Below are 21,221 nucleotides of genomic sequence, written 5' to 3'. Positions count from 1 at the left end.
CATTGATGATGACGCAGGAAAAGCATTAGGAGCTGCCAAGATTGTGGTGGCATTTATTGCTGCAGGATCACCACCACCTGTTTTAGAAAGACACGGACTGGCACCAGACACCGGAGCAAAAATCGGAGAAATGATAGGTAAAGGTGACTTCGGTGGAGCTATTGGAGCTGTAACTGACGATTTGATGGAAGCGTTCTCTATTGTAGGAACTCCTGATGATTTAATACCTAAGATTGAAGCTTTAGGTGAACAAGGAGTAACCCAGTATGTGGTTGGTTCCCCAATAGGACCTGACAAGGAAAAATCCATTAAATTAATGGGAGAAGTAATTAAAACCTTCTAAAATTAATGAAGAATCTTTTTGATTCTTCTATTCTCTTTTTATTTTTTTTAAAGTCTTTATCAATTCCATAAAGTATTAATATTTATTCTGAAATAATTTTATTGCGTATTCTGTGCTTCTTAGCAATATCTGCCACCATATTATAAATTTTAATCTGATATTTAGAAGAAGGATAAGATTTAGATTTAAATATAGACCTGGTTTTAGGAATCAGTTCTGGAAAATATTCTTCTAACACCTCATAATATCTGACCCTGCAATCATGAGGCTTATCACCAAAAAGAGTCAAGGCCCCGGGAATTACAAAGTCCCCACCATATTCTTTTACCGACTTTATCATTATATCCAGTTGATCTTCTGAATCAGAAATAAAGGGTAAAAGTGGCATTAAGCAAGCCCCGGTAAGGAAGCCTTCTTCTTTAAACTTTTGCATGGTTTCTAAGCGTTCCCAGGGAGATGGTGCATCTGGTTCAAAAATAGCAGCAATTTTTTCATTAACAGTGGAAAAGGAAAAAGATATTATGACCCCCTGTTTTAATTGAGGCATCAAGTCCGGAGGTAAATGAGCAGAATTATCAATTTTTTTTAAAATTTCAAGGTCCCGGAAAATTAAGGTGGATTTAGTAAACAGGTTTAATGGAAAATGAAAGCGATGGATGATTTTTAAAAGTTCCCTGGTAATTTTCAGGTTTTCTTCCTGGGGTAAATATGGATCTGTTGCAGAACCCAGGGCAATAATTCCATGTTCTTTTTTTCGAGCTCTGTTTTTTAGTTGACGATAAAGAATTTCAGGGGCATTAATTTTGGCAGTAAGCTGGGAGGGAATATGTTCACCATATTTGCTACCATGAATATAACAATATACGCAGTTAAAAGAGCAGCCCATATAAGGATTTAAAGTGTAGTCTTCTAAAAAAAGACTATCACGATGTTTGTGCTTATTTAAAACTGATTTAACGTTTATTTTTTTAAATTAAAGACCCCCAGTTTAAATAATTAATTGAAGGATGCTGAAAATCGGGATAATATATAAACATATTTTAATTACGGAAATTAATATAATTATTGTTAAAATTATATAGAATAATAATAAAGATAGTTAAATATATTTTATTAAGTTTAAAAACTGAATAATTATAGTGTCCTTTATAGTTTCGGCTTATTTTTCTAATAAATAATTATTTAATTTTAGAAGTAAGGATAAATTAATTAAAAAATAAGATAATGATTACATCGTACTAATATAGAAGGGTGCTGATCATTCTAAATCAGGTAAAAAACCATGCAAATAAAAAAATTAACCAGAGAAATTAGAAATAAATCTCTAAAAAAAGTTAAAAAGCGATCCCCTGAAGAATTATCTACCAGCTGGTATCAGGAAGACTTATTATACCAGGGAAGAGGCCCTACCCTTTTCATGATTTTGCCCACCGGTGGATGTTCCTGGGCCTTATCTGAAAGTGGTGGTTGCACCATGTGCAGTTATATTAATGATTCCCATGTAGAAAATGTTCCTGCACGAGATATTATCCCCCTATTCCATGAAATAATGGATAAACATACCCTGGAAGAACCCACTGCAGTTAAAATTTTCACATCCGGTAGTTTCTTGAATCCTGATGAGATGCCTGTTGAAGCCCGGAGAGAGATTTTGCAAACCCTGGGTGAAATTGAAAACGTGGCAGAAGTGGTGGTAGAATCCCGACCAGAATATGTGAATAGAGAGATAATTAAGGAGTGCTGTTCTTATCTTCCTGATAAAATATTTGAAATCAGTATGGGGCTTGAATCCGCCAGCGACCATACCCGGGAATATAAAATAAATAAAGGTTTTTCCAAAAAAGACTTTGAACAAGCAGTTGAAATAATAAAAGACCTTAAATCAGAATATAAAGTAAGATCAAAAGCCTATATTCTTGTGAAGCCTATTTTAACTTCAGAAAAGCAGGGCATACAAGAAGCAATTGATAGTGCTATTTATGCCGAAAAGGCAGGTATAGATAGGATTTCTTTTTGTCCGGCTACCATCCACAAAGGTACTTTAATTGAAGAACTATGGCGTAAAGGATCTTATCAACCGCCATGGATATGGAGCACTATTAAAATCATAAACCAGGTCCGTGAAAAAGTTAATATTCCTGCTATAATGGATACTTCTGGTTTTGGAAGTAGAAGAGGCCCTTATAACTGCAAAAAATGTAATTCTAAGCTAAAGCAAATGATAATTGATTCTAATCTGGATCAAATTCCGGTAAAAGAATTAGAATGTGACTGTAAAAATCAATGGCAAGTAGAAAGTAGTTTTTGTGATATTGGTCGTTCTACAACCAGAATAAGATATTAAATTTCACTAAATTCATCCACTTTTAAAAAATCATATTAACCACATCGGCTAGAATAAAAAATCAGGGGTTTGTTAATTGTAGTGGAGGTGGAAAAATGAAAAATACGGTAAGTGGAATTTTAGCCATTATTTTAGGTCTAATTGTAATTTCTTTTCCTCTTTTAGGAGTTGTAACTGTCAGTGTGATAGTGAGTTTCTCTTTGATTATACTGGCCGTCTGGTTTATGGCCCTGGGTATGGCCAGTCTTGATTTGAGTTTTACCAGAGGATTGCTTAACCTGGTGCTGGGTATTATAACTCTCATATTAGCCATAGGTTTAATATTTAATCCCGCCTTGTTCAGTTTTGTGGCGGCTATTATCCTGTATCTGGCAGGTATATTACTGGTAATTGCTGGTTTTATAGCCTTAATTGGTAGTAAAGAATCTAAAATCGGTATCTGGCCTGGAGTAATCGGAATTATTTTAGGTATAATTTATATAATTCTCGGTACCTATGCCTTTGATCCCATGTATTTAGGTATGTTAATTGGAATCTGGTTAATAGTTACGGGAATATTTCGAATATTTGAATAAATAAATACAAACCCCTTTTTTTATTTTTAAATCAGGTTTTAATAACAGTTAAAGTAGAAAAAATAGATAAGGTGTCTTATATATTTCCCAATAATAAATTAAGAATGAATAATGATTGAATTTATATATATCCAGATTTGTGAAGTGTAATCGTGATAGGAATTAGTGCCGATTTTGACCCGGTGCATAAGGGTCATGTGAAATTGATTGAAAAGGGAAAAGAAATAGGGAAAGAAACCGGGGATGAGGTAGTAATATACCTCAACAAGGGCTTTAGTGCTAACCATGCTCCATTTTTTGTTAGTTATGAGGCCCGAAAAGAAATGGCCCTTGAAGCAGGGGCAGATAGAGTGGTTCCCATTGAAGGATTGCACCACCGATTAACCCTGGCTTATACCGTTCCTATCCGTATTGCCATGATGATTGAAGATGGGGTAGTAGATTATGTGGATGCTGCCAATGTATCCACCCCCACCATCATAAAACATGCTAAAAAATTTGCAAAAAAAGAAATATTCAGTGGGATACCCCGTAATCTTCCTAACCGAAATGTTATTCGCTGGTTTGCAGTTAATGAATTTTTATATAAAAAATATAAAAAAAAGATGAAGTTTCATATCATACCTGAACTGGAAATGGGAGGTAAGATATCTGGAAGGGAAATAAGAAGAGCTATTGTGGAAAATGATATGAAGATACCTCCAGAAGTAAAAAGCCTTCTTCCCCACACCACCACTAAAATTCTGGAAAGGGAAATAAAAAAGGGTAATGTGGCCCCCGGGAGAAATCTGGAAGCTATAACCAAGAGAATGAATACCTATTCCCGGTCCAGTTTGATGCAAATTGCACATTTAAATGCAGATGCCATAAACTCCATTATTAAAGGAAGAGTGTACCGACAGGAAGATCAAATATGGGCTGCCTTTAGAAGAGCAGGATATGGGCCAGTATTGACCCGGTTGGCTATAAGTGCACTGGAAGAAGATATATCCAAAGAGGAAGTTCTACATCTTATAAGGAGTTATGAGAAGAAGGGAATAGTACCCCCTGATCAGACCATAGAAAAAGTTATTGAAAGATCATGGTTTGTGGCTAAAAAAAGTGAAGAAGGTTTTAAATCATCTGAAGCTCATCAAAAATTCATGAATGGTGAAAAAATAAAAGATTCATCACCCCTGGCCTTTGATGCAGGATTAAGTGTGAGAAGTTTTGAAGTGGATTATCTAAAAGATGATTTACCAGCTAATATCTATGTGGATCAAAATGGGCTCCTGGCCTGTGAACTAAGAACAGAGGGTAAGAAAATTAAAAGCCCTTTAAAACTTCCAGGAGTAATGGTAACCTATTTAAGGCTTTTACTTGATTCCCAGTTTATACCAGTAAGTGCCAGGGTAATTAAAAAAGCCAGAGGAATTAGAATCCGAATATATGTGGGTAAATCAAATTAAACAATTTTAATATATGTTTACCATCAACTAGCCAAAAAAAAAATATCCTGCCATTTAACCAAACCTGGAAAGAATAAAATAACACCCGGTTAATTACTTATTTTTTTTTAGTTTTAAGTGATCTGTGTTCCACCACCGGACAGGCCCATCCTTTACAAAAGGACATTACAATTTTACCCTGGTCAGTGTGTATATATATCCTCCAGCAATCTTCTGAAGATTCAAATTCTACATTTTTGACATTTTTACCCACCAATTCTTCCAGTGTTTTTTTGCAGTCCTGGAGTTGTTCTTGTTGGGTCATGAATAAATCCTCCTTTTAGTAACTATCTCTACGTATAATGATTATGTTTTAACTCTAAAATAAGCTTTTTTAATAATAATTAATAGAGAACTTATAATTTTTCCCATAATAAAAAGGCTTCCCGGTAAGTATCTGGTTTTTTATCCAGTCTTTTTAGTTTTTGAGCTATTTGGTGGAATTTTCTTTCGGTGGATTTAGCCAAAACAGGATCCTCAAAAAGGGATAAAGCTAATTGCACCTCTTTCATTTCTTCCTGGCGCCTTGAAGCATGGAATGCTGTACTTATCATTCGTGATATTGCTGATTTTTTAAATTCAGACCCTTCTGTATTTCCAATAACATCAAATAATTCTTCATCAACTCCCATTTTATAGGCGGCATAAAATGTTTCCCATAAAAGAGCAGACACACCCTTAGTATATGAGCTTCGCAGCATCTTAATCCCGGAAGCCTGGCCGATTTCTGTGCCAATAATTTTAATATTTAATCCAAAATCATTCAGCTGGGCAAACTCCGGAGCATCTTTTCCGGAAGCCAGTATTTGTACTTTCTTTCGGTTCACACTCCCTATTATTGCTGCATCTACCACTTTACCCTGTTTTATATGTTGCAGTGCACTTTTAACCACCTCAGGAGAGACATTATTTATATCCACATAGGTCCCCTTGAAGTTAGTACCAATTGATGCAGCCGCATCAATAGCAGCCGCAGGTGTAACTGCAGATAGGATAATATCTACTTTTTGAGCCAGCGCCTCATTAGTGGGAACGGTGTTAACATTTTTCTCCTGGGCTAAATTCCGGCTAAAATCACTCCTGCCTTCCACACAGGTGAAAACCTCTGCCCCGTTTATTAGTAGTTCTATAGTTAAAGTCGATGCCACTTCTCCAAATCCAATAAATCCCACTTTAATTTGAAGTCCCTCCTCTTTAGGTATATGCTTACTTTCCCCGAAAATTTAGTTAGGTAATTTTTTAGCACCTTAAAAACTGATTTAGTTCATTTTATTAAATAATCAGCCATAAAAGATACATACCGGTGGAAATAATTAATAATCCTGAGATTAAACCTATAGGCCGGGAATAATTGGCCAGTTTGGTGATATTTATAAATGAAATTAAAGTACCAAGGGATAAAAGGGTTATAAAAAATCCAGATACATAGGATAATAAATTTAAAGCCGTGAAAAAGGTATCTCCTGTAGAAACACTAAAAGCAATCAGGGAGATTAAATAGGGAGTGTAACATGAAGCCCATGCCAGGGAAACTATAACTCCCCAAATAAAAGAACCAAATATCCCTTTTTTTGAATTTTGACTTACATTTACTGATAGATTGAATACATTTTTCCCTGAGAGAAACAAGACTCCCATAACTATGAGTATTAAAGCAGCGATTATGCGGATGTAATAAAGGTAATAATTTACTGCGGCGGTGAATATAAGGGTTAAAGTAATCACTGCCAGGAAAATGGTGCTTAAGCCCAGAACAAAGAATAAAATTTCAAGTTTTTTATTCCGGGTGAGTACATATCCTGCCAGTAAGGGAATCACCGGCAGTACGCAGGGAGATGCGACTGAAGCCATACCTGCCAAAAATGATATTAAGGGGGCTATTTCCATACTGAACCTCAAATATATTTAAAAAATGGAAAAACTAAATTATAATTGGCTTAAAAGTTGATTTGCAGTAATGTAGCCTTCTATTCTTCTTATTTCATTTCCATTAGAATCCATTATCAGCATAGTCGGTAGGCTAAATATTCTATATTGGGAGGAGGGTTGAGGGTTGCTATCCACATCAATCTTAACCAGAATATACTTTCGAGCCATTTCCTTTTGAACCTCCGGTTTAGAAAGAGTTCTTGATTCCAGCTCCACACAGGCCGGACACCAGTCTGCAGTAAAAACTGCGAATATTTGTTTATTGGTTTTTTCGGCTGCGGAAATAGCAGAATTTAAATCCGTATACCATCTGAATTCCGCATTACTCTGTGATATATCTTCTGAATTTGCATCATTAGTATCAGGGGACATTTGTGATCCAATAAAAGCGAAAATACCCACCATAACCAGGGTAAAAACAGCCGCAAATAATATCCATTTTTTCATGATAACTCTTAGAATATTCTCTTAATTTAAGTTTTGCATTATACTAATAAAAAATTAATTCACTTAAAGTTTCAAAACCACTGCAGAGCCTTCTTCGGCCCCTATATCCCTGGAAATAGCACTGCACTTTACATTTAAAAGACAGAATACTTTTTTTTCTCCCAGTTCCATTTCGGTAAGTCCTTCATAGTTCCCCATGCCCTTGGAGATTATAAGTTCTGCCCCATCCACCAATTCCTTAAATTCTGGAGAAATTTGAGAATAAATTATGCCAACTGAATCGGTTCCGGTACTAATCACTTTGACCATTCGGTCCAGACCGATTTCCAGGGCATCTTCCATGGTGGCGTCATTGAGGATAGGTTTTTCTTTGACTGCTACCGTTATATCCAGATTGTATTCTAGTAGTTTTTCCAGGAGCATTTTATCAAAAACAATTTCACCAGCATTATCTGCCAGATAGAGTAAGGAGTTCGCTTCATGTAAGGCCTCTTCCAGATAAGAGCTATGGTCTATTATTAAGGGCTCTGCAATTTTTTCTAATATCACTGCTGAAGGGTCAAAATTTACTCCCATAGCAGCAAAATCCAGTAAATTACCTGCAATGGCGACTTTAATATAATTTATTAAAGAAGAATCCTTTTTTAGTAAATAACCAACCTCTTCCTGGAATTTTTCAGCTATACGATTTCCTCTTTTTTTCTCCTGTAAATAGGGATCAGGATTCCCACTCAAATCCTTTATCAGGCGATGCATCCTGGTTCCGATTACATTGGATGGTGCGCCTTTTTTGAATTCATCTGATAGTAATTGAATAATCTTTTCAGTGATTTCTATTTTTAAGTTTTCATCATCTGTGGCCAGTTCCAGAGCTTCTCTGGACTGTCGTAAAAAACAGGACGCACACTCATAGTAAACTTTCATATTTATAACTCCCGATATCCAGTGAATCTAATTAATTTAAAATAAAATAATCCTGATAACATCAGAATCAAAAGTTATCCCCCATAAATTATCTGGATAACCTCAATAATATCTCCTTCCTGAATTATCTCATCTTCCAGGACAATCTGACCATTTTTTTTAATTACAACTGTTTCTAATGGTTTTTCAATTTGATCCAGTAATTCTTTTATGGTTAAGTTATTTTTAAATGAAAGTTGTTCTGTTTTTTTATTATTTATAAGAGTAAATTTCATTCTTATCCTCTCTACTAATTACCAGTAATTAATGAAATTTAACGGTATGGTAACTTAAATGTTAACTTGCTTATTCACCTTTTGAGCATACTCTCTTTATGAAGATCACATGCCCTGTTGTAATTTAATGAGTTTTTTTCTTTTCCAGTTCTTCACAGAATACACAGGCCCGGCAAAGTTCCTGTGCAGATGGTTCTCCACATTTTATGCAATTATCCATGGTGAAATTTCGGGAATCTTCCTTTTTAAGGGCGGTTTTTATCTTATGGAATCCGCGTAAAGTAGAATACATTATGGTGGGATGGTTTTTTGATAAATTTTTTATAATTTCCCCGATTTCAGCCCGGAATGATTCCTGGGAGTAAGGACATCCAGCAAAATGTACTTCCAGTCCTTTGGCCACCACATATAATCCCACCTCCCTTTCCGGAATTTCACCTATTGGTTTGATTTTGACAATGAACTTATCACTTTTAGGATGGGAACGGGGACCAATTCTCCTGAGGTTTTCAATGTTTCCTTCCAGATAGTTCATCATAATGGACTGGGTTTCATCATCCAGGTTATGTCCGGTGGCAATTTTAGTGGCACCCATTTCTCGCGCAGTTCTATTTATAAGCCATCGCCGGAAAACTCCGCAGTAGGTACAGGCTCCCCGGGGAAAGGGAAGGGCCATTATTTCATCCAGAGATATATTAAAGTATTCTTTAAAACTGACAACCCGGTGTTCAATCCCCAGCCGGCGGGCATGATTTTCTGCAATTTTTATTCCGTCCTGACGGTATCCTTGAATTCCTTCATCAATGGTAACAGCCATCAAATCAATTATTCCTCTATTTTGAAGGGAGCTTAAAATATCCAGTAGCATGACACTGTCTTTGCCTCCAGATAAAGCCACCATAACCTTATCCCCTTTTTCAATAAGGCCATATTTGCGGATATCTTTTAGAACCTTTTTTTGGATTCCTGAAATAAAGCATTCGGGGCATAGCCTCTGACCGGAGTGTTTCCTCTCCATCATTACCTCTTTTTTACCGCATTTGGTGCAATTCATTATTAGTCTCCAGGGGATGGTTATTGTAAAACATCCCTATTTTCAAGTTTTAAGGTACAACCGCCTTATATTAAATTAATAGTTATGTTGAATTAAAAATATGAAGTGGTGAATTAATGATCTAAGGCATTTAGCATGGCTTAATGTAATAGAAATGGTTTTTTGAATAATTCGAAATCCTGAATATAATTTTTACCAGTTATTAAAGCTATTTCGGCCTTTTGAAGTTCAGATCCCAGATATGCTGCATGTTCTAAATTTGAGACCAGATTGCGCCCCAATATATTTTCATATAAAATTTTAGCGTTTTCACCTATCAGGGCCAGGGTAGGTTCGGTGTCTAAGTAGTGAACCACTTTAATTTGACCGTCATCTACCATTATCTTAAAACTTCCGGCGGGATCCTGCCTAAATTTATTAGCTTCCTTGGCTTTAAGTACTGGAACCTTTAAGTTTTCCCGAACTTTTTCTCCCTTTCTTTTATCTTTGAAAAATACCAGGTTAATACCCAGGTCTTTAGGAACAGAATCCCTGTTTTTAGCCAAAAACATCATTTTTGAGGATACTGCCAGTTCATAAACACTTCCTTTAGTTTTACCACTCTCTTCTGGTGTAAATAATATACTGGCACCTAACTCCATGGATATTCCAGATAAAAGAGCATTAACACCCACTGAATCTGTATCTAAAAGTTCTGTGACATTTCCTATCCCAAAAAATAAGGGACATTTCTCTTTATGGTAAAAATCGCCCATGGCCCGGATGGAATCAACTATACTGCTACTATTCAGAGGATCAAGAATCAAATCAGCAATCACATCTATGCCTTTACATTTCTTTTTAAGATCAATTAAAGAATCAATCCTCTCTTCTACTGTTTCCGGTACCCATCCCCGCTTATAATCTGTAGGTAATATTACAGCTGGGATTTCTTTCTCCTTCAGGAGAGGTAATAACTCTTCATAATTACCATGATCCAGACTGAGTACCATATCCACCCCGCAATTAACAGCGACTTCTATTTCCCGGGGGTTAAGGGAATCTATACTAAGCGGGATATCACCCAGATGTTCTTTTACTAAAGATACCATTCCCGGTATTTTCGAAGATAAGTTTTCTCCGGCCACCATACCTAAATCCACCATATCTGCACCGGATTTTACAAAATATTCGGCCCTTTTTAATAATTCATCCTTAGTGAGTAAGGGAGCATTAGCTATTTCTGCCAGCACTCTCATAGGAAAATCTTCTCCCACCGGGAGCTGGCCCACCAGAATATTTTCATCTTTTTTTAAGAGCTTTTTTATTAAATTTTCATCTTTTTCAAAGTTTTCTATAAATTCCAAAGCTTTTCTTCTTTGTTCTTCTTCAATTAGTTTATCAGCTGAAGTTTTGGGAGATAATTCCAGTTCTTCCAGTAAATCCAGGACAATATCCAAATCAGCCGCATCAGTAGGGCCTTTAAATGAAGGGATACCTGTTTTTTCCTGGATATAGGTGGCATCTTTTCTTATAAGTCCCGGGATAATTATAATATCTATATCATCAAGATTCAGATCTATTCGGGAATTAAGCTCATTAATTATTTTTTTAGGAGTTAAAAAAGCAGCTATGGGAGTATTGGCTACGTGTATCTCTACATTTTGCTTAGAACGCGCAGATACTTTCTTTACTACCTGGCTAGCTAATTTTCCAGTGATTATCAGAACTTTCATAACTATGCCTCTATACTAAAAGATGGTGACCATCACGTATATATATTAAAAATTTATAATGATTAACTATGAGGAATGGAGGTAAAAAATGATCGAAATTCGATTTCACGGACGTGGCGGGCAAGGTGCCGTTACAGCAGCTGAGATTCTAGCAAAGGCTGCTTTTGAAGATGGAAAATATACACAAGCTTTTCCTTTTTTCGGCGTCGAAAGGCGGGGCGCTCCTGTCATGGCATTCACCAGAATTGATGATAAACCTATAAGAAGAAGATATCAAGTTTATAATCCAAATTACGTTGTAGTACTGGATGATGGTCTTTTAGAAGTTGCAGAAGTGTATTCTGGAATTGAAAATGGAGGAAAGGTAATCTTAAACACAAATAAAGAAGCTCCATCAAATCCAGTAGCTAAAACAGAAATCATAGATGCTACCAGCATAGCCTTAGAAAAATTAGGGCTCCCCATAGTAAATACCGTCATGTTAGGAGCTTTTGCAGGTGCAACCGGTGAAGTAACTCTGGATTCAATTGTGAAGATTATAAAAGAAACCTTCCCCGGAAGGATAGGGGAGAAGAATGCTGATGCCGCTAAATCAGCTTATGAACATATAATTAAATAAATTATTAATAATAAAGGTGATTAGTATGGATTCCATCGGAGGAACTGTTAAGCAACCGGGAAGTACCAGAATCAACAAGACAGGAAGCTGGAGAACTTTTAAACCCATACTGGATAAAGAAAAATGTATCGAATGTGATAACTGTGTCCTTTTTTGTCCAGAAGGTTGTATTAACAAAGATTATGATATAGATTATGACTACTGTAAAGGCTGTGGCATATGTGAAGTAGAATGCCCGGTAAAAGCCATTAAAATGGAGAGAGAATAATGGTTGTTAAAGTTATTTCCGCCAACAATGCTGTATCCCATGCAGCAAAGCTGGCCAAACCTCAAGTTATTCCCGTTTACCCTATAACCCCCCAAACCTCCATATCGGAATATCTGGCCAAATTTGTGGCAGATGGGGATCTCGACTCAGAATACATAATGGTCGAATCAGAGCACAGCGCCATAAGTGCCGCTGTGGGTGCTTCTGGAACAGGAGTAAGAGTATTTACCGCCACTTCATCCCAGGGTTTAGCATTGATGCATGAAATCCTCTTTGCCGCAGCAGGTTTAAGAAACCCCATTGTAATGGCCAATGCTAATCGTTCTTTAGCCGCTCCTTTAAGCATATGGAATGATCATCAGGACTCCATATCCCAGAGAGATACGGGATGGATGCAGATTTATGTGGAGAATGGGCAAGAAGCTTTGGATTCCATACTGAGGTGTTACAGAATTTCAGAAGACAAAGATGTTCTTTTACCCAGCATGGTGTGCTTGGATGGTTTTATTCTGACCCATACTGTGGAGCCAGTGGATATACCTTCCCAGGAATTAGTAGATAGCTTTTTACCCGAATATCAACCTCAAGAATCATTCCTGGACCCGGAAAATCCGCGTTCTTTAGGTACCTTCACCGATCCCAATTATTACATGGAAGCCCGATATCAGATGGAAGTGGCCATGGAAAAATCTAAGAAGGTCATTGAAAAGGTTAACCAGGAATTCAGTGAAATTTTTGGTCGTGACTATTCTGTTGTAGAGCAATACCGTTGTGAAGGAGCAGAAATTATTTTAATTGCTATGGGATCCATATGCAGTACCATTAGAGATGTTGTGGATGATATGAGAGGCCGGGGCGAAAAAGTAGGTCTTTTAAAAGTAAGAAATTATCGGCCTTTCCCTAAAAAGGAAATATACGAAGCTGTAAAAAATGCAGACCGCGTGGCTGTTTTAGACAAAAATATCAGCTTTGGAATGGGTGGTGCTCTTTACACCGAAATTAAAGCCAACATTGATGTGGAAAGTTGTGGATTCATTGTAGGATTAGGAGGTAGAGACATCACTCCTGAACATATTGAGGATATCGTAAATAAGACTCGTAATCCGACTAAAGAAATAACCTGGATTGGACTAAAGGAGGAAGTCTAAAAATGAAAATACCTGAAGAAGAATTCCTTGCCCCGGGTCACCGGGGATGTGCCGGATGTGGTGCCACTGTTGGTGTCAGGTTAGCACTTAAAATGCTGGGAAAAAATACGGTGGCTATTTCACCTACCGGCTGTTTGGAAGTTATTACCACTCCCTATCCAGAAACAGCCTGGGAAATTCCCTGGATACATGTAGCCTTTGAAAATGCAGGGGCAGTGGCTTCTGGGGTAGAAAGAGCCCTTAAAGCACAGGGAAAAGAAGACGTTAATGTGGTAGTCTTTGCTGGAGACGGAGGTACTGCAGATATTGGTATGCAGGCATTATCCGGTGCTATGGAAAGAGGACATAACCTCATCTACATCTGTTATGATAACGAAGCTTACATGAATACCGGGATCCAGAGAAGTGGTGCAACTCCTTACGGTGCCTCCACTACTACTTCACCACATGGTAAAGAGAGTTTTGGGGAAAATAAACCAAAGAAAAATATCCCCATGATTATGGCTGCCCATGGAGTTCCTTATGTAGCCACCGCCTCCATATCTTATCCCGAAGATTTTATGAAAAAGGTTAAAAAAGCTTCAGAAGTTGAAGGGCCTGCATACATCCATTTACACCAACCATGTACCACCGGATGGGGTTTTGATACTTCTAAAACTATTGAATTAGGCCGTTTAGCTGTAGAAACCGGTTCATGGATTCTTTATGAGATAGTGGATGGTGAGTTTAAAGTAACTTATCGACCTATGCAAAGAAAACCTGTTAATGAATATCTGGAAGCTCAAAAAAGATTTAAGCACCTTGCAGACGATGAAAAAGAAAAAATACAGCAATATGTGGACAAGATGTGTGCTGAGTTGAAAATATAAGGGGGATAGACCTTGGATAAATTAATAATTCAACCCGATTTATGTGATGGATGTATGGACTGTGAAGAAGCATGTGCAAAACTTCACGGAGCATCCAGAATAATGATTCGGGAAATAGGAGGAGCTTACTATCCTATAATTTGTCAACAATGCGAGGATGCTCCCTGTAAAACTATATGCCCTACTGATGCCATTCAAGACAAGGACGTATTACCTGAAAAATGTATTGGCTGTGGGCTGTGCATGTTAGTATGTCCCTTTGGTGCAGTGGTAATGGAAGATCGCAAAGCACAAAAATGTCACCAGTGTCCTGATCTGGATACCCCGGCATGTATAAAAGCATGTTCCCAGAGAGCTATTTCTATTATAGATACAGAAAAGCTTAAGATTGAAAAACAAGAACAACACATTGCTAAGATGTCTGGAATTGGTAAAAAAACTAAAAAGGGTTCGGATATTATGACCCTGTTAACTGCCAAATCCCGGGCAAAGAAAGTATTCCAATAGGAGACACAGCATGAAAGAATTAGTTTCAAGGCCAGAATTATGTAACGAATGCATGAAATGTGAGCGTAATTGCCCTCAAAATGCCATTAGAGTTATCAATGGTGTGCCTATCTTTTGCATGCATTGTGCTCCTGAAAAAGCACCCTGCCTGAATATATGTCCCGAAGAAGCTATAACTGAAGCAGATGGAGCCATAGTAATTCTGGAAGATAAATGTATTGGTTGTGGACTTTGCCGTGATGCCTGTCCCATAGGGGCAGTAACCATGGATGAAAAGGGCATAGCAAGTAAATGTGACCTTTGTATTGATCTAGAAGAACCATGCTGCGTTTTAAGTTGTCCTACTAAGGCCTTACTTGTTGATTCTGAAAAAATAATCTCAGAAAAACGAGAGAAAATTACTCAGGAATTAGAGCGTCTAAAAGGCATTATGAAGCATTAAATTCTGCCTAAAAGCTTTAATCCTTTATTTTTTTTTAATTTTTCCATTGAATTAATATTCCCCATATAATATATACCCCCACTACTTTTTAGTATGTTTACCAAATATCCATTATGAATTTATTTAAAATGTACAGGTGTTATTCATGATTACCCAAAAAGAGATAGAAGAAACCATATTTGAACTCTTTAAAGAAGCAGTCATTAAGCTTCCTGATGATGTTAAACATGCTTTAAAAAAGGCCTATCATGATGAAACCACCGAAATGGGAAAACTGAATCTAAAAGCAATTTTAGATAATATTAAATCTGCTGAGGAAATGGAAATACCCATGTGTCAGGATACTGGTTTACCTATAATTTTTGTAAAACTGGGCAATGTGCCGGTGGAAAACCTGATTGAAGGAATACGAGAGGGAGTAAGAAAAGCAACCCATGAAATTCCTTTAAGGCCCAATGTGGTGCATCCTTTTACTCGAGAAAATACGGGAGATAATACCGGTGAAAACATTCCCCAGGTGGATGTGGAGATAGTGGATGGGGATTATCTGGAATTTACCGTATTTCCCAAGGGTTTTGGTTCTGAAAATAATAATGCCCTTAAAATGGCCCTGCCCGGTGAAGGGATAGAAGGAGTAAAAAAATTTGTGGTGGATACCGTAATTACTGCCCAGGGAAAACCCTGCCCTCCGGTAATAGTAGGGGTGGGAATTGGTGGATCTTCTGATCTGGCCATGAAAATGGCTAAAAAAGCATTGTTAGGTACGGTGGGAAAGCGTCACCCGGATAAAAAAATAGCCTCCCTGGAACAGGAAATACTAAAAGAAATTAATGATTCCGGAATTGGTCCCATGGGTTTAGGGGGAAATACAACTGCACTGGATGTAAAAATCAAAACGGCCCATACACATACTGCAGGGCTCCCTATTGGAGTATGTATTCAGTGTTGGGCCGGAAGGCATGCTACTAAAAGATTGATGCCTTAAAAATTTCTATTTTTTAGGGAAAAATAAAAATCAGGGTTTTTCACAGGTTATCATAAAGATAGTCCTGTCCCCGATACTCACTGCCCTATCTGCCACCCTTTCCATGTAACGTGCCACAAATAAGAGGTGCACCAGATAAGAAATAGAATCCTTATCTTTGAACATACTGCTGGTTATATGCTCCAGGGACTGATCAAATAAATCATCTACCTTGTCATCATCGTGTCTTAATTCCCGGGCCATGTCCATGTTTTGATCTAAAAAGGCATAAATTCCTTTAGAGAGCATCATCTGTACAAAATCAGCCATGTGTTTCAGGTCTTCCTGGGGTTTATGAGGAATAGTTTCATCTTTAATGTATTCTGATGCATTGGCAATATTCGCTGCCAAATGACCTATCCTTTTTAAGTGGCTTCCTACTTTAATACATGCTTCTATGAACCTCAAATCACCAGCTACAGGTTGTTCTGCCGCAATAACACTAATACATTTCCTTTCCAGGTTAAAAACCATTTCATCAATTTCTTGAGTGGTGGCTATTACTTCTTCCACTTTCTTTTTATCATAGTTGGCAAAGGTATTCACCGCATTTTTATGGGCATTAATGGTTAGTTGCCCTATACTGTCCACATCTTTCCTCAATTCTTTAAGTCTCTTACGGAATAATATCCGGGGGTAGCGTTTTTCCATGCTAATCCTCCTGAAATTTATAATTACTTAATAAAGATTCTAAATCATCCTCAGAAGGTTCTTTTATCCGGTATTTAGATAAGATTTCTTCACGAGATGATATATCTAATATTTCATTATCATTTGCCAGTAAATCCAGGTCAACAGGTAATGATAATTTGCATTCTTCATTTAATTCAATTAATGTATTAAAAAAATTTTTATCAACTTCATAGACTTCTATTTTAGATTCAGATGAAATTTTAAATCTTTTCATAGAATGGTTTTCATAATATTCATTAAAACTGACAATATCCATGGTCCATGCTCCAATAATCAATTTCTGGCTTATGAATAATACCGATTCATCATCCGGATTTAAGATTCGGATGTATCCTGCATGTGGAAAGGTTGAAGTATTAAGATTTCCCTGAATCGTTTCTATTGGCTGGTTTGCCGGGAGCCACATTTAATCATCCCCATAATTATTTCATGAGAACATTGTAAAACACCTTGTGATGCATTACCTGTTTTCCCACAATCATATAGGCTATTCTATCGGCCATTCCCATAACATGATGACCCATACTAAGTAAATTTCTCCCAACCAGCATTAGATAAGTAGTGGGAAGCCCAGAAGTTTCCTCATCATATTCAGCAAACATCTGATTATATAGATCCTGTATAGTGACATAATTTTTAGTACACCTTTTTAATAGCTGTATATCCTTATTTATTAGAGCTCCCATTCCATCTTTTAACATTCCCTGAACGTTTTGTGACATGAAGAGTAAATGAGGAGGTTTATGAAGTTTGCTTTCTTTTTGTTTAAGGTCGATGGCGTGACGGGATATATAAGCAGCCAGTATATTGATTCTCTCCAGTTCTATGGCAGTTCTTAATAAGGCAGCCCCGGTTCGTAAATCTTTTCCTACTGGCTGATGCAGGCCCAGTATCTTAAGGCATTCCTGTTCCAACCGGTAACTGGCTTCATTTACCTGGGATGTTTTTTCAATTATTTCACGAGCGAAAATTATATTTTCATCTATAAAACTGTTAACCGAATAATCTATTCTTTCAACTGTCTGGTTTCCATAGTCCAGTACCTCTCCACTTAGTGAAGATAGCTTCTTATCCAGTATCACCCCAAACATCAGATCACCCGAATCTGCCGGTAATATAATCTTCAGTCCGCTTATCTTCTGGTTCCATGAATAATTTTTCAGTGCGCCCACTTTCCACTATTTCTCCATGCAAAAAGAAAGCAGTGTATTTTGAAACCCGGGTAGCTTGTTGCATATTGTGGGTTACAATTACAATTGTGTACTCTTTTTTTAGTTTATGAATGAGATCTTCAATTTTGGTGGTTGAAATAGGGTCCAGGGCGGAACAGGGTTCATCCATCAAAATTACTTCAGGTTCTATGGCTATAGTACGTGCTATACAGAGTCTTTGCTGTTGTCCTCCAGAAAGCCCCATGGCGGATTTATCCAGTTTATCTTTAACTTCTTCCCAGAGTGCAGCGGATTTTAAGCTCTCTTCTACCCTTTCTTCCACCACGTCTTTATCATTTATGCCGTGTACCTTCAGACCATAAGCTACATTATCGAAAATAGATTTAGGAAAGGGGTTGGGCTTTTGAAATACCATACCTACTTTTTTTCTAAGTTCAACTACATCCACACTGGGTTCATAAATTTCATTTCCATCTAAAAATATGGATCCTTCCTTACGAAACCCGGATATCAAATCATTCATCCGGTTTAGAGTTCTAATGAAAGTGGATTTACCACATCCTGAAGGTCCAATAAGGGAGGTAACTGTATTATTAGGTATTTTGATATTGACATCCTTTAAAATGTGTGCTTCATCAAAGTAAACATTTAAATTTTCTACTTCAATTCTATTCATGATTTAACGCCCCATCATCTTTTTCTGGTATCTTTCAACCAGGGTATTGGTTACAATGGTAATTATAAGTACAATTATAACCAGTACCGCTGCGGTTCCATATGCATTTTCCAGGGATATGCCTTCTGTGGCCATTATATAAAGGTGTAGAGGTAAAGGTCTTCCTGGATCAAAAATAGATATGGGAACTGTAATGGCTGCCCCCACCGCAAATAGTATAGCTGCTGCTTCTGAAATTGATCTGGCCATTCCTAAAATTATACCAGTGGTTATTCCCGGCGCAGCAGCAGGTAATACTACCCGGTATACCGTTTGCCACTTGGTGGATCCCAGTGCCAGGCTGCCTTCCCTGTAAGATTCAGGTACTGCATCAATGGAAACTTCAGCAACCTTAAATATGGTGGGTAAAGCCATTAATGCCAGTACAAGGCCTCCAGATAACACAGACCAACCTAAACCCAGAAATACCACAAAAAAGGAAAGACCAAAAAGACCAAAAACAATAGAAGGTATGGATGCCAGGGTTTCTGCACCAAATCTTATCAGTTTTATCACATGGCCCTCCCGGGAGTATTCGGTGAGGTACACTGCAGCCCCCACCCCCAAGGGGGCAGCCACCAGTCCGGATATGAGAGTCACATAAAGACTGGAAATAATCATAGGGAATATTCCACCTTCTCTTCCCGAATCCACTGGATTGGATAGTAAAAATTCCAGATTTATTACCTTCATTCCTTCCAGGAGTATATAACCAATTATAATAATCAATATGATTATGGTTAGGATTCCAGAAGCCCAGAAAACAGTTTTCATTATTTTTTGGGAAGTTTTTGGAGATATAAATCTAAATAACAATCATATACCTCCTTTTAATAATTTTTCCAGAAAGTGACAGGTATTCACAGGTATCCACCCCCAATAACCACCTTCTTTTTGTAGTGTAAGTAATTAGCTGCCACCAGAAGAATCATTATCATGAAAAATAAAACTATTGCAGTTCCAAATAAAGCATTATAATGAATACCTGTAGCATAGCCCATTTCAAGAGCTATATTAGAGGTTAATGCTCTTACCGGGTCCATGACGGAAGTGGGAAATTGAGTCACATTTCCGGCTACCATGATAACTGCCAGAGTTTCTCCTATGGCCCGGCCCATTCCTAAAATTATACCGGTGATTACTCCAGGAAGGGCTGCAGGGAATATAACATTCCGGATAGTCTGCCATTGGGTGGAACCTAAAGCCAGTGATGCTTCTTTATATTCATAGGGTACTGACCTTAAAGAATCCACTGTAACACTGATAATGGTAGGAAGAATCATTACCGTTAATATTACCGAGGCAGTAAGCATACTAAACCCTGTGCCTCCGAACTGTTCTCTCATAAAGGGTACCAGTATTATCAGCCCAAAAAACCCATAAACTACCGAAGGTATACCGGCCAGGGTTTCAATCACTGGTTTTAGTATTCTTCTCATACTGGAGGGGGCAATTTCGGCCATGAAAATAGCACATAAAAGGGAAAGAGGTACTGCCATGGCTAGGGCCAAAAAGGTAATCCCTAAAGTTCCTACAATCATGGTTAAAACACCAAAATCTCCTTTTAGAGGAGCCCAGGTTGATCCAAATACAAAGTTTAAAACTCCATAACTTTCTATTGCTGGAAATCCTTCAATGAATATAAAAGTTATTATAAGCAAAATGATTATTATGGAGGATATGGCGGTAATAAACAGACCTTTTTCTATTAAATACTCCTCTAAACGGTTATTCATGATTCACCTCTTTTATTTCTTGAGTTTTTAATTTTTAGAATTTTAAAGGAGGATTATCCTCCCAAATTAAAAGTATGTTTTTCTGGTTTTATTTTAAGAATCATCAGACACATTGGCAATAAAAGGCACTATTTTTTCACTACGAATAACTTCCTGGCCCTCGCTGCTGTAAATCCAACGTATAAACTCTTTCAAACTGCCTTCCGGTTCTCCTTTTACCAAAAAAATAAATGGCCTTTGAATGGGGTAGGTGCCTTTGGAAATGGAATGTTCTGTAGGAGCTATTCCACCAACCATTAATGCTTTAACATCATCTCCTAAATGAGCTAGAGATACAAATCCTATGGCTTGAGGGTCCTGCTTAACCGCTTGTTTAACCATCTCAGTTGAGCTTTGAACTATGGCCTCGGGACTGATATCCTCTTCATCCATAACTATATCTTCAAAAGCAGTTCGGGTTCCGGAACCTTCCTCCCGGACAATCACATGTATCTCCTGATTAGAACCACCTACTTCTTTCCAGTTACTAATCTTGCCACTGAAAATATCCCTTATTTGATCAATAGTCAGATCATCTACCGTATTTTTGTTATTTACTGCGACTACAATTCCTTCTTTACCAATTATGTATTCTGTCAAATCTTTACTTTCATGATCATTCAGTTTTTTAGAACTGGTTCCAATTTCTATGATCTCCTGTTGAGTACTTCTGATACCCAGACCAGAACCCCCACCCTGAACATTTATCTTAACATCAGGGTGAGATTTCATATATTCCTGGGCTAATTTTTCTGCCACCGGTTGAACTGAGGTTGATCCTGCAATCTGTATACTTTCATGACCAGATCCAGGATTGACCATGAAATAAGTGCCCAGGATGATTATAGTTATTATTATACCAATTTTATACTTTGAGTCCATAGCTTCACCATGGA

At 37.4% G+C, this 21,221-nt stretch carries 27 protein-coding genes (1 of these 27 running past the window's edge); 11 read left to right on the top strand and 16 right to left on the bottom strand.

The window, feature by feature from the left end:
• Positions 1 to 343, top strand: partial view of a 5,10-methylenetetrahydromethanopterin reductase gene (mer, locus tag HYG87_RS08135; RefSeq protein ID WP_211532685.1) — the 3' end only. Its footprint begins 623 nt before the window's first position; the window shows 343 of its 966 coding nt (coding positions 624-966); its start codon lies off the left edge, out of view; the stop codon is at positions 341 to 343.
• A gap of 82 nt (positions 344 to 425) precedes the next feature.
• Here mer and HYG87_RS08130 read toward each other — a convergent pair whose 3' ends face one another.
• Positions 426 to 1,229, bottom strand: coding sequence for an SPL family radical SAM protein (locus tag HYG87_RS08130; RefSeq protein ID WP_211532684.1), 804 nt, complete (start codon positions 1,227 to 1,229; stop codon positions 426 to 428).
• Positions 1,230 to 1,625: 396 nt separating this feature from the next.
• Here HYG87_RS08130 and HYG87_RS08125 point away from each other — a divergent pair, with 396 nt between their 5' ends.
• From HYG87_RS08125 to HYG87_RS08115, 3 genes are all read left to right on the top strand, one after another.
• Positions 1,626 to 2,687 carry an archaeosine biosynthesis radical SAM protein RaSEA gene (locus HYG87_RS08125; RefSeq protein ID WP_211532683.1) on the top strand — a complete coding sequence of 354 codons (1,062 nt, stop codon included), beginning with the start codon at positions 1,626 to 1,628 and terminating at the stop codon, positions 2,685 to 2,687.
• Positions 2,688 to 2,782: 95 nt separating this feature from the next.
• Positions 2,783 to 3,262 carry a DUF308 domain-containing protein gene (locus HYG87_RS08120; protein WP_211532682.1) on the top strand — a complete coding sequence of 160 codons (480 nt, stop codon included), beginning with the start codon at positions 2,783 to 2,785 and terminating at the stop codon, positions 3,260 to 3,262.
• A gap of 152 nt (positions 3,263 to 3,414) precedes the next feature.
• Positions 3,415 to 4,710, top strand: coding sequence for an adenylyltransferase/cytidyltransferase family protein (locus HYG87_RS08115; protein ID WP_211532681.1), 1,296 nt, complete (start codon positions 3,415 to 3,417; stop codon positions 4,708 to 4,710).
• Positions 4,711 to 4,807: 97 nt separating this feature from the next.
• Here HYG87_RS08115 and HYG87_RS08110 read toward each other — a convergent pair whose 3' ends face one another.
• From HYG87_RS08110 to HYG87_RS08075, 8 genes are all read right to left on the bottom strand, one after another.
• Positions 4,808 to 5,014, bottom strand: coding sequence for a hypothetical protein (locus HYG87_RS08110; protein ID WP_211532680.1), 207 nt, complete (start codon positions 5,012 to 5,014; stop codon positions 4,808 to 4,810).
• A gap of 91 nt (positions 5,015 to 5,105) precedes the next feature.
• Positions 5,106 to 5,921 (bottom strand): NAD(P)-binding domain-containing protein, encoded by an 816-nt coding sequence (locus HYG87_RS08105; RefSeq protein ID WP_249164835.1) that lies wholly within the window; start codon positions 5,919 to 5,921, stop codon positions 5,106 to 5,108.
• 100 nt (positions 5,922 to 6,021) lie between these two features.
• Positions 6,022 to 6,636: a cytochrome c biogenesis CcdA family protein gene (locus HYG87_RS08100; RefSeq protein WP_211532679.1), complete on the bottom strand. Its 615-nt coding sequence runs from the start codon at positions 6,634 to 6,636 to the stop codon at positions 6,022 to 6,024.
• 39 nt (positions 6,637 to 6,675) lie between these two features.
• Positions 6,676 to 7,125 (bottom strand): thioredoxin family protein, encoded by a 450-nt coding sequence (locus HYG87_RS08095; protein WP_211532678.1) that lies wholly within the window; start codon positions 7,123 to 7,125, stop codon positions 6,676 to 6,678.
• 63 nt (positions 7,126 to 7,188) lie between these two features.
• Positions 7,189 to 8,049 carry a damage-control phosphatase ARMT1 family protein gene (locus HYG87_RS08090; protein ID WP_211532677.1) on the bottom strand — a complete coding sequence of 287 codons (861 nt, stop codon included), beginning with the start codon at positions 8,047 to 8,049 and terminating at the stop codon, positions 7,189 to 7,191.
• A gap of 74 nt (positions 8,050 to 8,123) precedes the next feature.
• The gene (locus HYG87_RS08085) at positions 8,124 to 8,324 is read right to left on the bottom strand and encodes a MoaD/ThiS family protein (RefSeq protein ID WP_211532676.1); all 201 of its coding nucleotides are present in this window, start codon (positions 8,322 to 8,324) and stop codon (positions 8,124 to 8,126) included.
• A 124-nt stretch (positions 8,325 to 8,448) separates the two neighbouring features.
• Positions 8,449 to 9,378: a TIGR00269 family protein gene (locus HYG87_RS08080; protein WP_211532675.1), complete on the bottom strand. Its 930-nt coding sequence runs from the start codon at positions 9,376 to 9,378 to the stop codon at positions 8,449 to 8,451.
• Between the two features lie 140 nt (positions 9,379 to 9,518).
• A complete protein-coding gene (locus HYG87_RS08075) occupies positions 9,519 to 11,093 on the bottom strand; it encodes a dihydropteroate synthase-like protein (RefSeq protein ID WP_211532674.1) in 1,575 nt (524 codons plus the stop codon).
• Positions 11,094 to 11,181: 88 nt separating this feature from the next.
• Here HYG87_RS08075 and porC point away from each other — a divergent pair, with 88 nt between their 5' ends.
• The 7 genes from porC (at position 11,182) to HYG87_RS08040 (ending at position 15,931) form a co-directional block, all read left to right on the top strand.
• Positions 11,182 to 11,712 carry a pyruvate synthase subunit PorC gene (gene porC / locus HYG87_RS08070; protein WP_211532673.1) on the top strand — a complete coding sequence of 177 codons (531 nt, stop codon included), beginning with the start codon at positions 11,182 to 11,184 and terminating at the stop codon, positions 11,710 to 11,712.
• A gap of 25 nt (positions 11,713 to 11,737) precedes the next feature.
• A complete protein-coding gene (gene porD / locus HYG87_RS08065) occupies positions 11,738 to 11,980 on the top strand; it encodes a pyruvate synthase subunit PorD (RefSeq protein WP_211532672.1) in 243 nt (80 codons plus the stop codon).
• Positions 11,980 to 13,128 (top strand): pyruvate synthase subunit PorA, encoded by a 1,149-nt coding sequence (porA, locus tag HYG87_RS08060; protein ID WP_211532671.1) that lies wholly within the window; start codon positions 11,980 to 11,982, stop codon positions 13,126 to 13,128. The genes porD and porA overlap by 1 nt, the downstream gene beginning before the upstream one ends.
• Before the next feature lie 2 nt (positions 13,129 to 13,130).
• Positions 13,131 to 13,997 carry a pyruvate synthase subunit PorB gene (gene porB / locus HYG87_RS08055; protein WP_211532670.1) on the top strand — a complete coding sequence of 289 codons (867 nt, stop codon included), beginning with the start codon at positions 13,131 to 13,133 and terminating at the stop codon, positions 13,995 to 13,997.
• 12 nt (positions 13,998 to 14,009) lie between these two features.
• The gene (locus tag HYG87_RS08050; protein ID WP_211532669.1) at positions 14,010 to 14,504 is read left to right on the top strand and encodes a 4Fe-4S dicluster domain-containing protein; all 495 of its coding nucleotides are present in this window, start codon (positions 14,010 to 14,012) and stop codon (positions 14,502 to 14,504) included.
• A 10-nt stretch (positions 14,505 to 14,514) separates the two neighbouring features.
• A complete protein-coding gene (locus tag HYG87_RS08045) occupies positions 14,515 to 14,946 on the top strand; it encodes a 4Fe-4S dicluster domain-containing protein (protein WP_211532668.1) in 432 nt (143 codons plus the stop codon).
• Positions 14,947 to 15,091: 145 nt separating this feature from the next.
• Positions 15,092 to 15,931 carry a fumarate hydratase gene (locus tag HYG87_RS08040; protein ID WP_211532667.1) on the top strand — a complete coding sequence of 280 codons (840 nt, stop codon included), beginning with the start codon at positions 15,092 to 15,094 and terminating at the stop codon, positions 15,929 to 15,931.
• Positions 15,932 to 15,961: 30 nt separating this feature from the next.
• On the opposite strand, the gene phoU is transcribed toward HYG87_RS08040, so the two are convergent.
• From phoU to HYG87_RS08005, 7 genes are all read right to left on the bottom strand, one after another.
• Positions 15,962 to 16,621 carry a phosphate signaling complex protein PhoU gene (gene phoU, locus HYG87_RS08035; RefSeq protein ID WP_211532666.1) on the bottom strand — a complete coding sequence of 220 codons (660 nt, stop codon included), beginning with the start codon at positions 16,619 to 16,621 and terminating at the stop codon, positions 15,962 to 15,964.
• 1 nt (position 16,622) lies between these two features.
• Positions 16,623 to 17,069, bottom strand: a complete 447-nt coding sequence (locus HYG87_RS08030) for a DUF2226 domain-containing protein (RefSeq protein WP_211532665.1) — start codon at positions 17,067 to 17,069, stop codon at positions 16,623 to 16,625.
• A 16-nt stretch (positions 17,070 to 17,085) separates the two neighbouring features.
• A complete protein-coding gene (locus tag HYG87_RS08025; protein WP_211532664.1) occupies positions 17,086 to 17,754 on the bottom strand; it encodes a phosphate signaling complex PhoU family protein in 669 nt (222 codons plus the stop codon).
• Between the two features lie 4 nt (positions 17,755 to 17,758).
• Positions 17,759 to 18,511, bottom strand: coding sequence for a phosphate ABC transporter ATP-binding protein PstB (gene pstB / locus HYG87_RS08020; protein WP_211532663.1), 753 nt, complete (start codon positions 18,509 to 18,511; stop codon positions 17,759 to 17,761).
• A 3-nt stretch (positions 18,512 to 18,514) separates the two neighbouring features.
• Positions 18,515 to 19,324, bottom strand: a complete 810-nt coding sequence (pstA, locus tag HYG87_RS08015; protein ID WP_211534268.1) for a phosphate ABC transporter permease PstA — start codon at positions 19,322 to 19,324, stop codon at positions 18,515 to 18,517.
• A gap of 86 nt (positions 19,325 to 19,410) precedes the next feature.
• On the bottom strand, positions 19,411 to 20,289 hold the full coding sequence (gene pstC, locus HYG87_RS08010) for a phosphate ABC transporter permease subunit PstC (RefSeq protein WP_394357453.1): 879 nt from the start codon (positions 20,287 to 20,289) through the stop codon (positions 19,411 to 19,413).
• Between the two features lie 90 nt (positions 20,290 to 20,379).
• The gene (locus HYG87_RS08005; RefSeq protein WP_211532661.1) at positions 20,380 to 21,207 is read right to left on the bottom strand and encodes a phosphate ABC transporter substrate-binding protein; all 828 of its coding nucleotides are present in this window, start codon (positions 21,205 to 21,207) and stop codon (positions 20,380 to 20,382) included.
• Between the last annotated feature and the right edge of the window lie 14 nt (positions 21,208 to 21,221).

The organism is Methanobacterium alkalithermotolerans (assembly GCF_018141185.1).
Taxonomy (GTDB): Archaea; Methanobacteriota; Methanobacteria; order Methanobacteriales; family Methanobacteriaceae; genus Methanobacterium_F; species Methanobacterium_F alkalithermotolerans.
This window is presented reverse-complemented; position numbering and strand designations above follow the sequence as displayed.

Excerpts from the sequence above, each read along its gene's own strand:
- porB (WP_211532670.1), top strand. The coding sequence starts at position 13,131 with ATGAAAATACCTGAAGAAGAATTCCTTGCCCCGGGTCACCGGGGATGT.
- HYG87_RS08045 (WP_211532668.1), top strand. The coding sequence starts at position 14,515 with ATGAAAGAATTAGTTTCAAGGCCAGAATTATGTAACGAATGCATGAAA.
- HYG87_RS08090 (WP_211532677.1), bottom strand. The coding sequence starts at position 8,049 with ATGAAAGTTTACTATGAGTGTGCGTCCTGTTTTTTACGACAGTCCAGA.
- HYG87_RS08025 (WP_211532664.1), bottom strand. The coding sequence starts at position 17,754 with ATGTTTGGGGTGATACTGGATAAGAAGCTATCTTCACTAAGTGGAGAG.
- HYG87_RS08030 (WP_211532665.1), bottom strand. The coding sequence starts at position 17,069 with ATGTGGCTCCCGGCAAACCAGCCAATAGAAACGATTCAGGGAAATCTT.
- porD (WP_211532672.1), top strand. The coding sequence starts at position 11,738 with ATGGATTCCATCGGAGGAACTGTTAAGCAACCGGGAAGTACCAGAATC.
- phoU (WP_211532666.1), bottom strand. The coding sequence starts at position 16,621 with ATGGAAAAACGCTACCCCCGGATATTATTCCGTAAGAGACTTAAAGAA.
- HYG87_RS08130 (WP_211532684.1), bottom strand. The coding sequence starts at position 1,229 with ATGGGCTGCTCTTTTAACTGCGTATATTGTTATATTCATGGTAGCAAA.
- HYG87_RS08125 (WP_211532683.1), top strand. The coding sequence starts at position 1,626 with ATGCAAATAAAAAAATTAACCAGAGAAATTAGAAATAAATCTCTAAAA.
- HYG87_RS08110 (WP_211532680.1), bottom strand. The coding sequence starts at position 5,014 with ATGACCCAACAAGAACAACTCCAGGACTGCAAAAAAACACTGGAAGAA.
- HYG87_RS08100 (WP_211532679.1), bottom strand. The coding sequence starts at position 6,636 with ATGGAAATAGCCCCCTTAATATCATTTTTGGCAGGTATGGCTTCAGTC.
- pstB (WP_211532663.1), bottom strand. The coding sequence starts at position 18,511 with ATGAATAGAATTGAAGTAGAAAATTTAAATGTTTACTTTGATGAAGCA.
- HYG87_RS08040 (WP_211532667.1), top strand. The coding sequence starts at position 15,092 with ATGATTACCCAAAAAGAGATAGAAGAAACCATATTTGAACTCTTTAAA.
- pstA (WP_211534268.1), bottom strand. The coding sequence starts at position 19,324 with ATGAAAACTGTTTTCTGGGCTTCTGGAATCCTAACCATAATCATATTG.
- HYG87_RS08085 (WP_211532676.1), bottom strand. The coding sequence starts at position 8,324 with ATGAAATTTACTCTTATAAATAATAAAAAAACAGAACAACTTTCATTT.
- HYG87_RS08120 (WP_211532682.1), top strand. The coding sequence starts at position 2,783 with ATGAAAAATACGGTAAGTGGAATTTTAGCCATTATTTTAGGTCTAATT.
- HYG87_RS08080 (WP_211532675.1), bottom strand. The coding sequence starts at position 9,378 with ATGAATTGCACCAAATGCGGTAAAAAAGAGGTAATGATGGAGAGGAAA.
- HYG87_RS08075 (WP_211532674.1), bottom strand. The coding sequence starts at position 11,093 with ATGAAAGTTCTGATAATCACTGGAAAATTAGCTAGCCAGGTAGTAAAG.
- porC (WP_211532673.1), top strand. The coding sequence starts at position 11,182 with ATGATCGAAATTCGATTTCACGGACGTGGCGGGCAAGGTGCCGTTACA.
- porA (WP_211532671.1), top strand. The coding sequence starts at position 11,980 with ATGGTTGTTAAAGTTATTTCCGCCAACAATGCTGTATCCCATGCAGCA.
- HYG87_RS08005 (WP_211532661.1), bottom strand. The coding sequence starts at position 21,207 with ATGGACTCAAAGTATAAAATTGGTATAATAATAACTATAATCATCCTG.
- HYG87_RS08095 (WP_211532678.1), bottom strand. The coding sequence starts at position 7,125 with ATGAAAAAATGGATATTATTTGCGGCTGTTTTTACCCTGGTTATGGTG.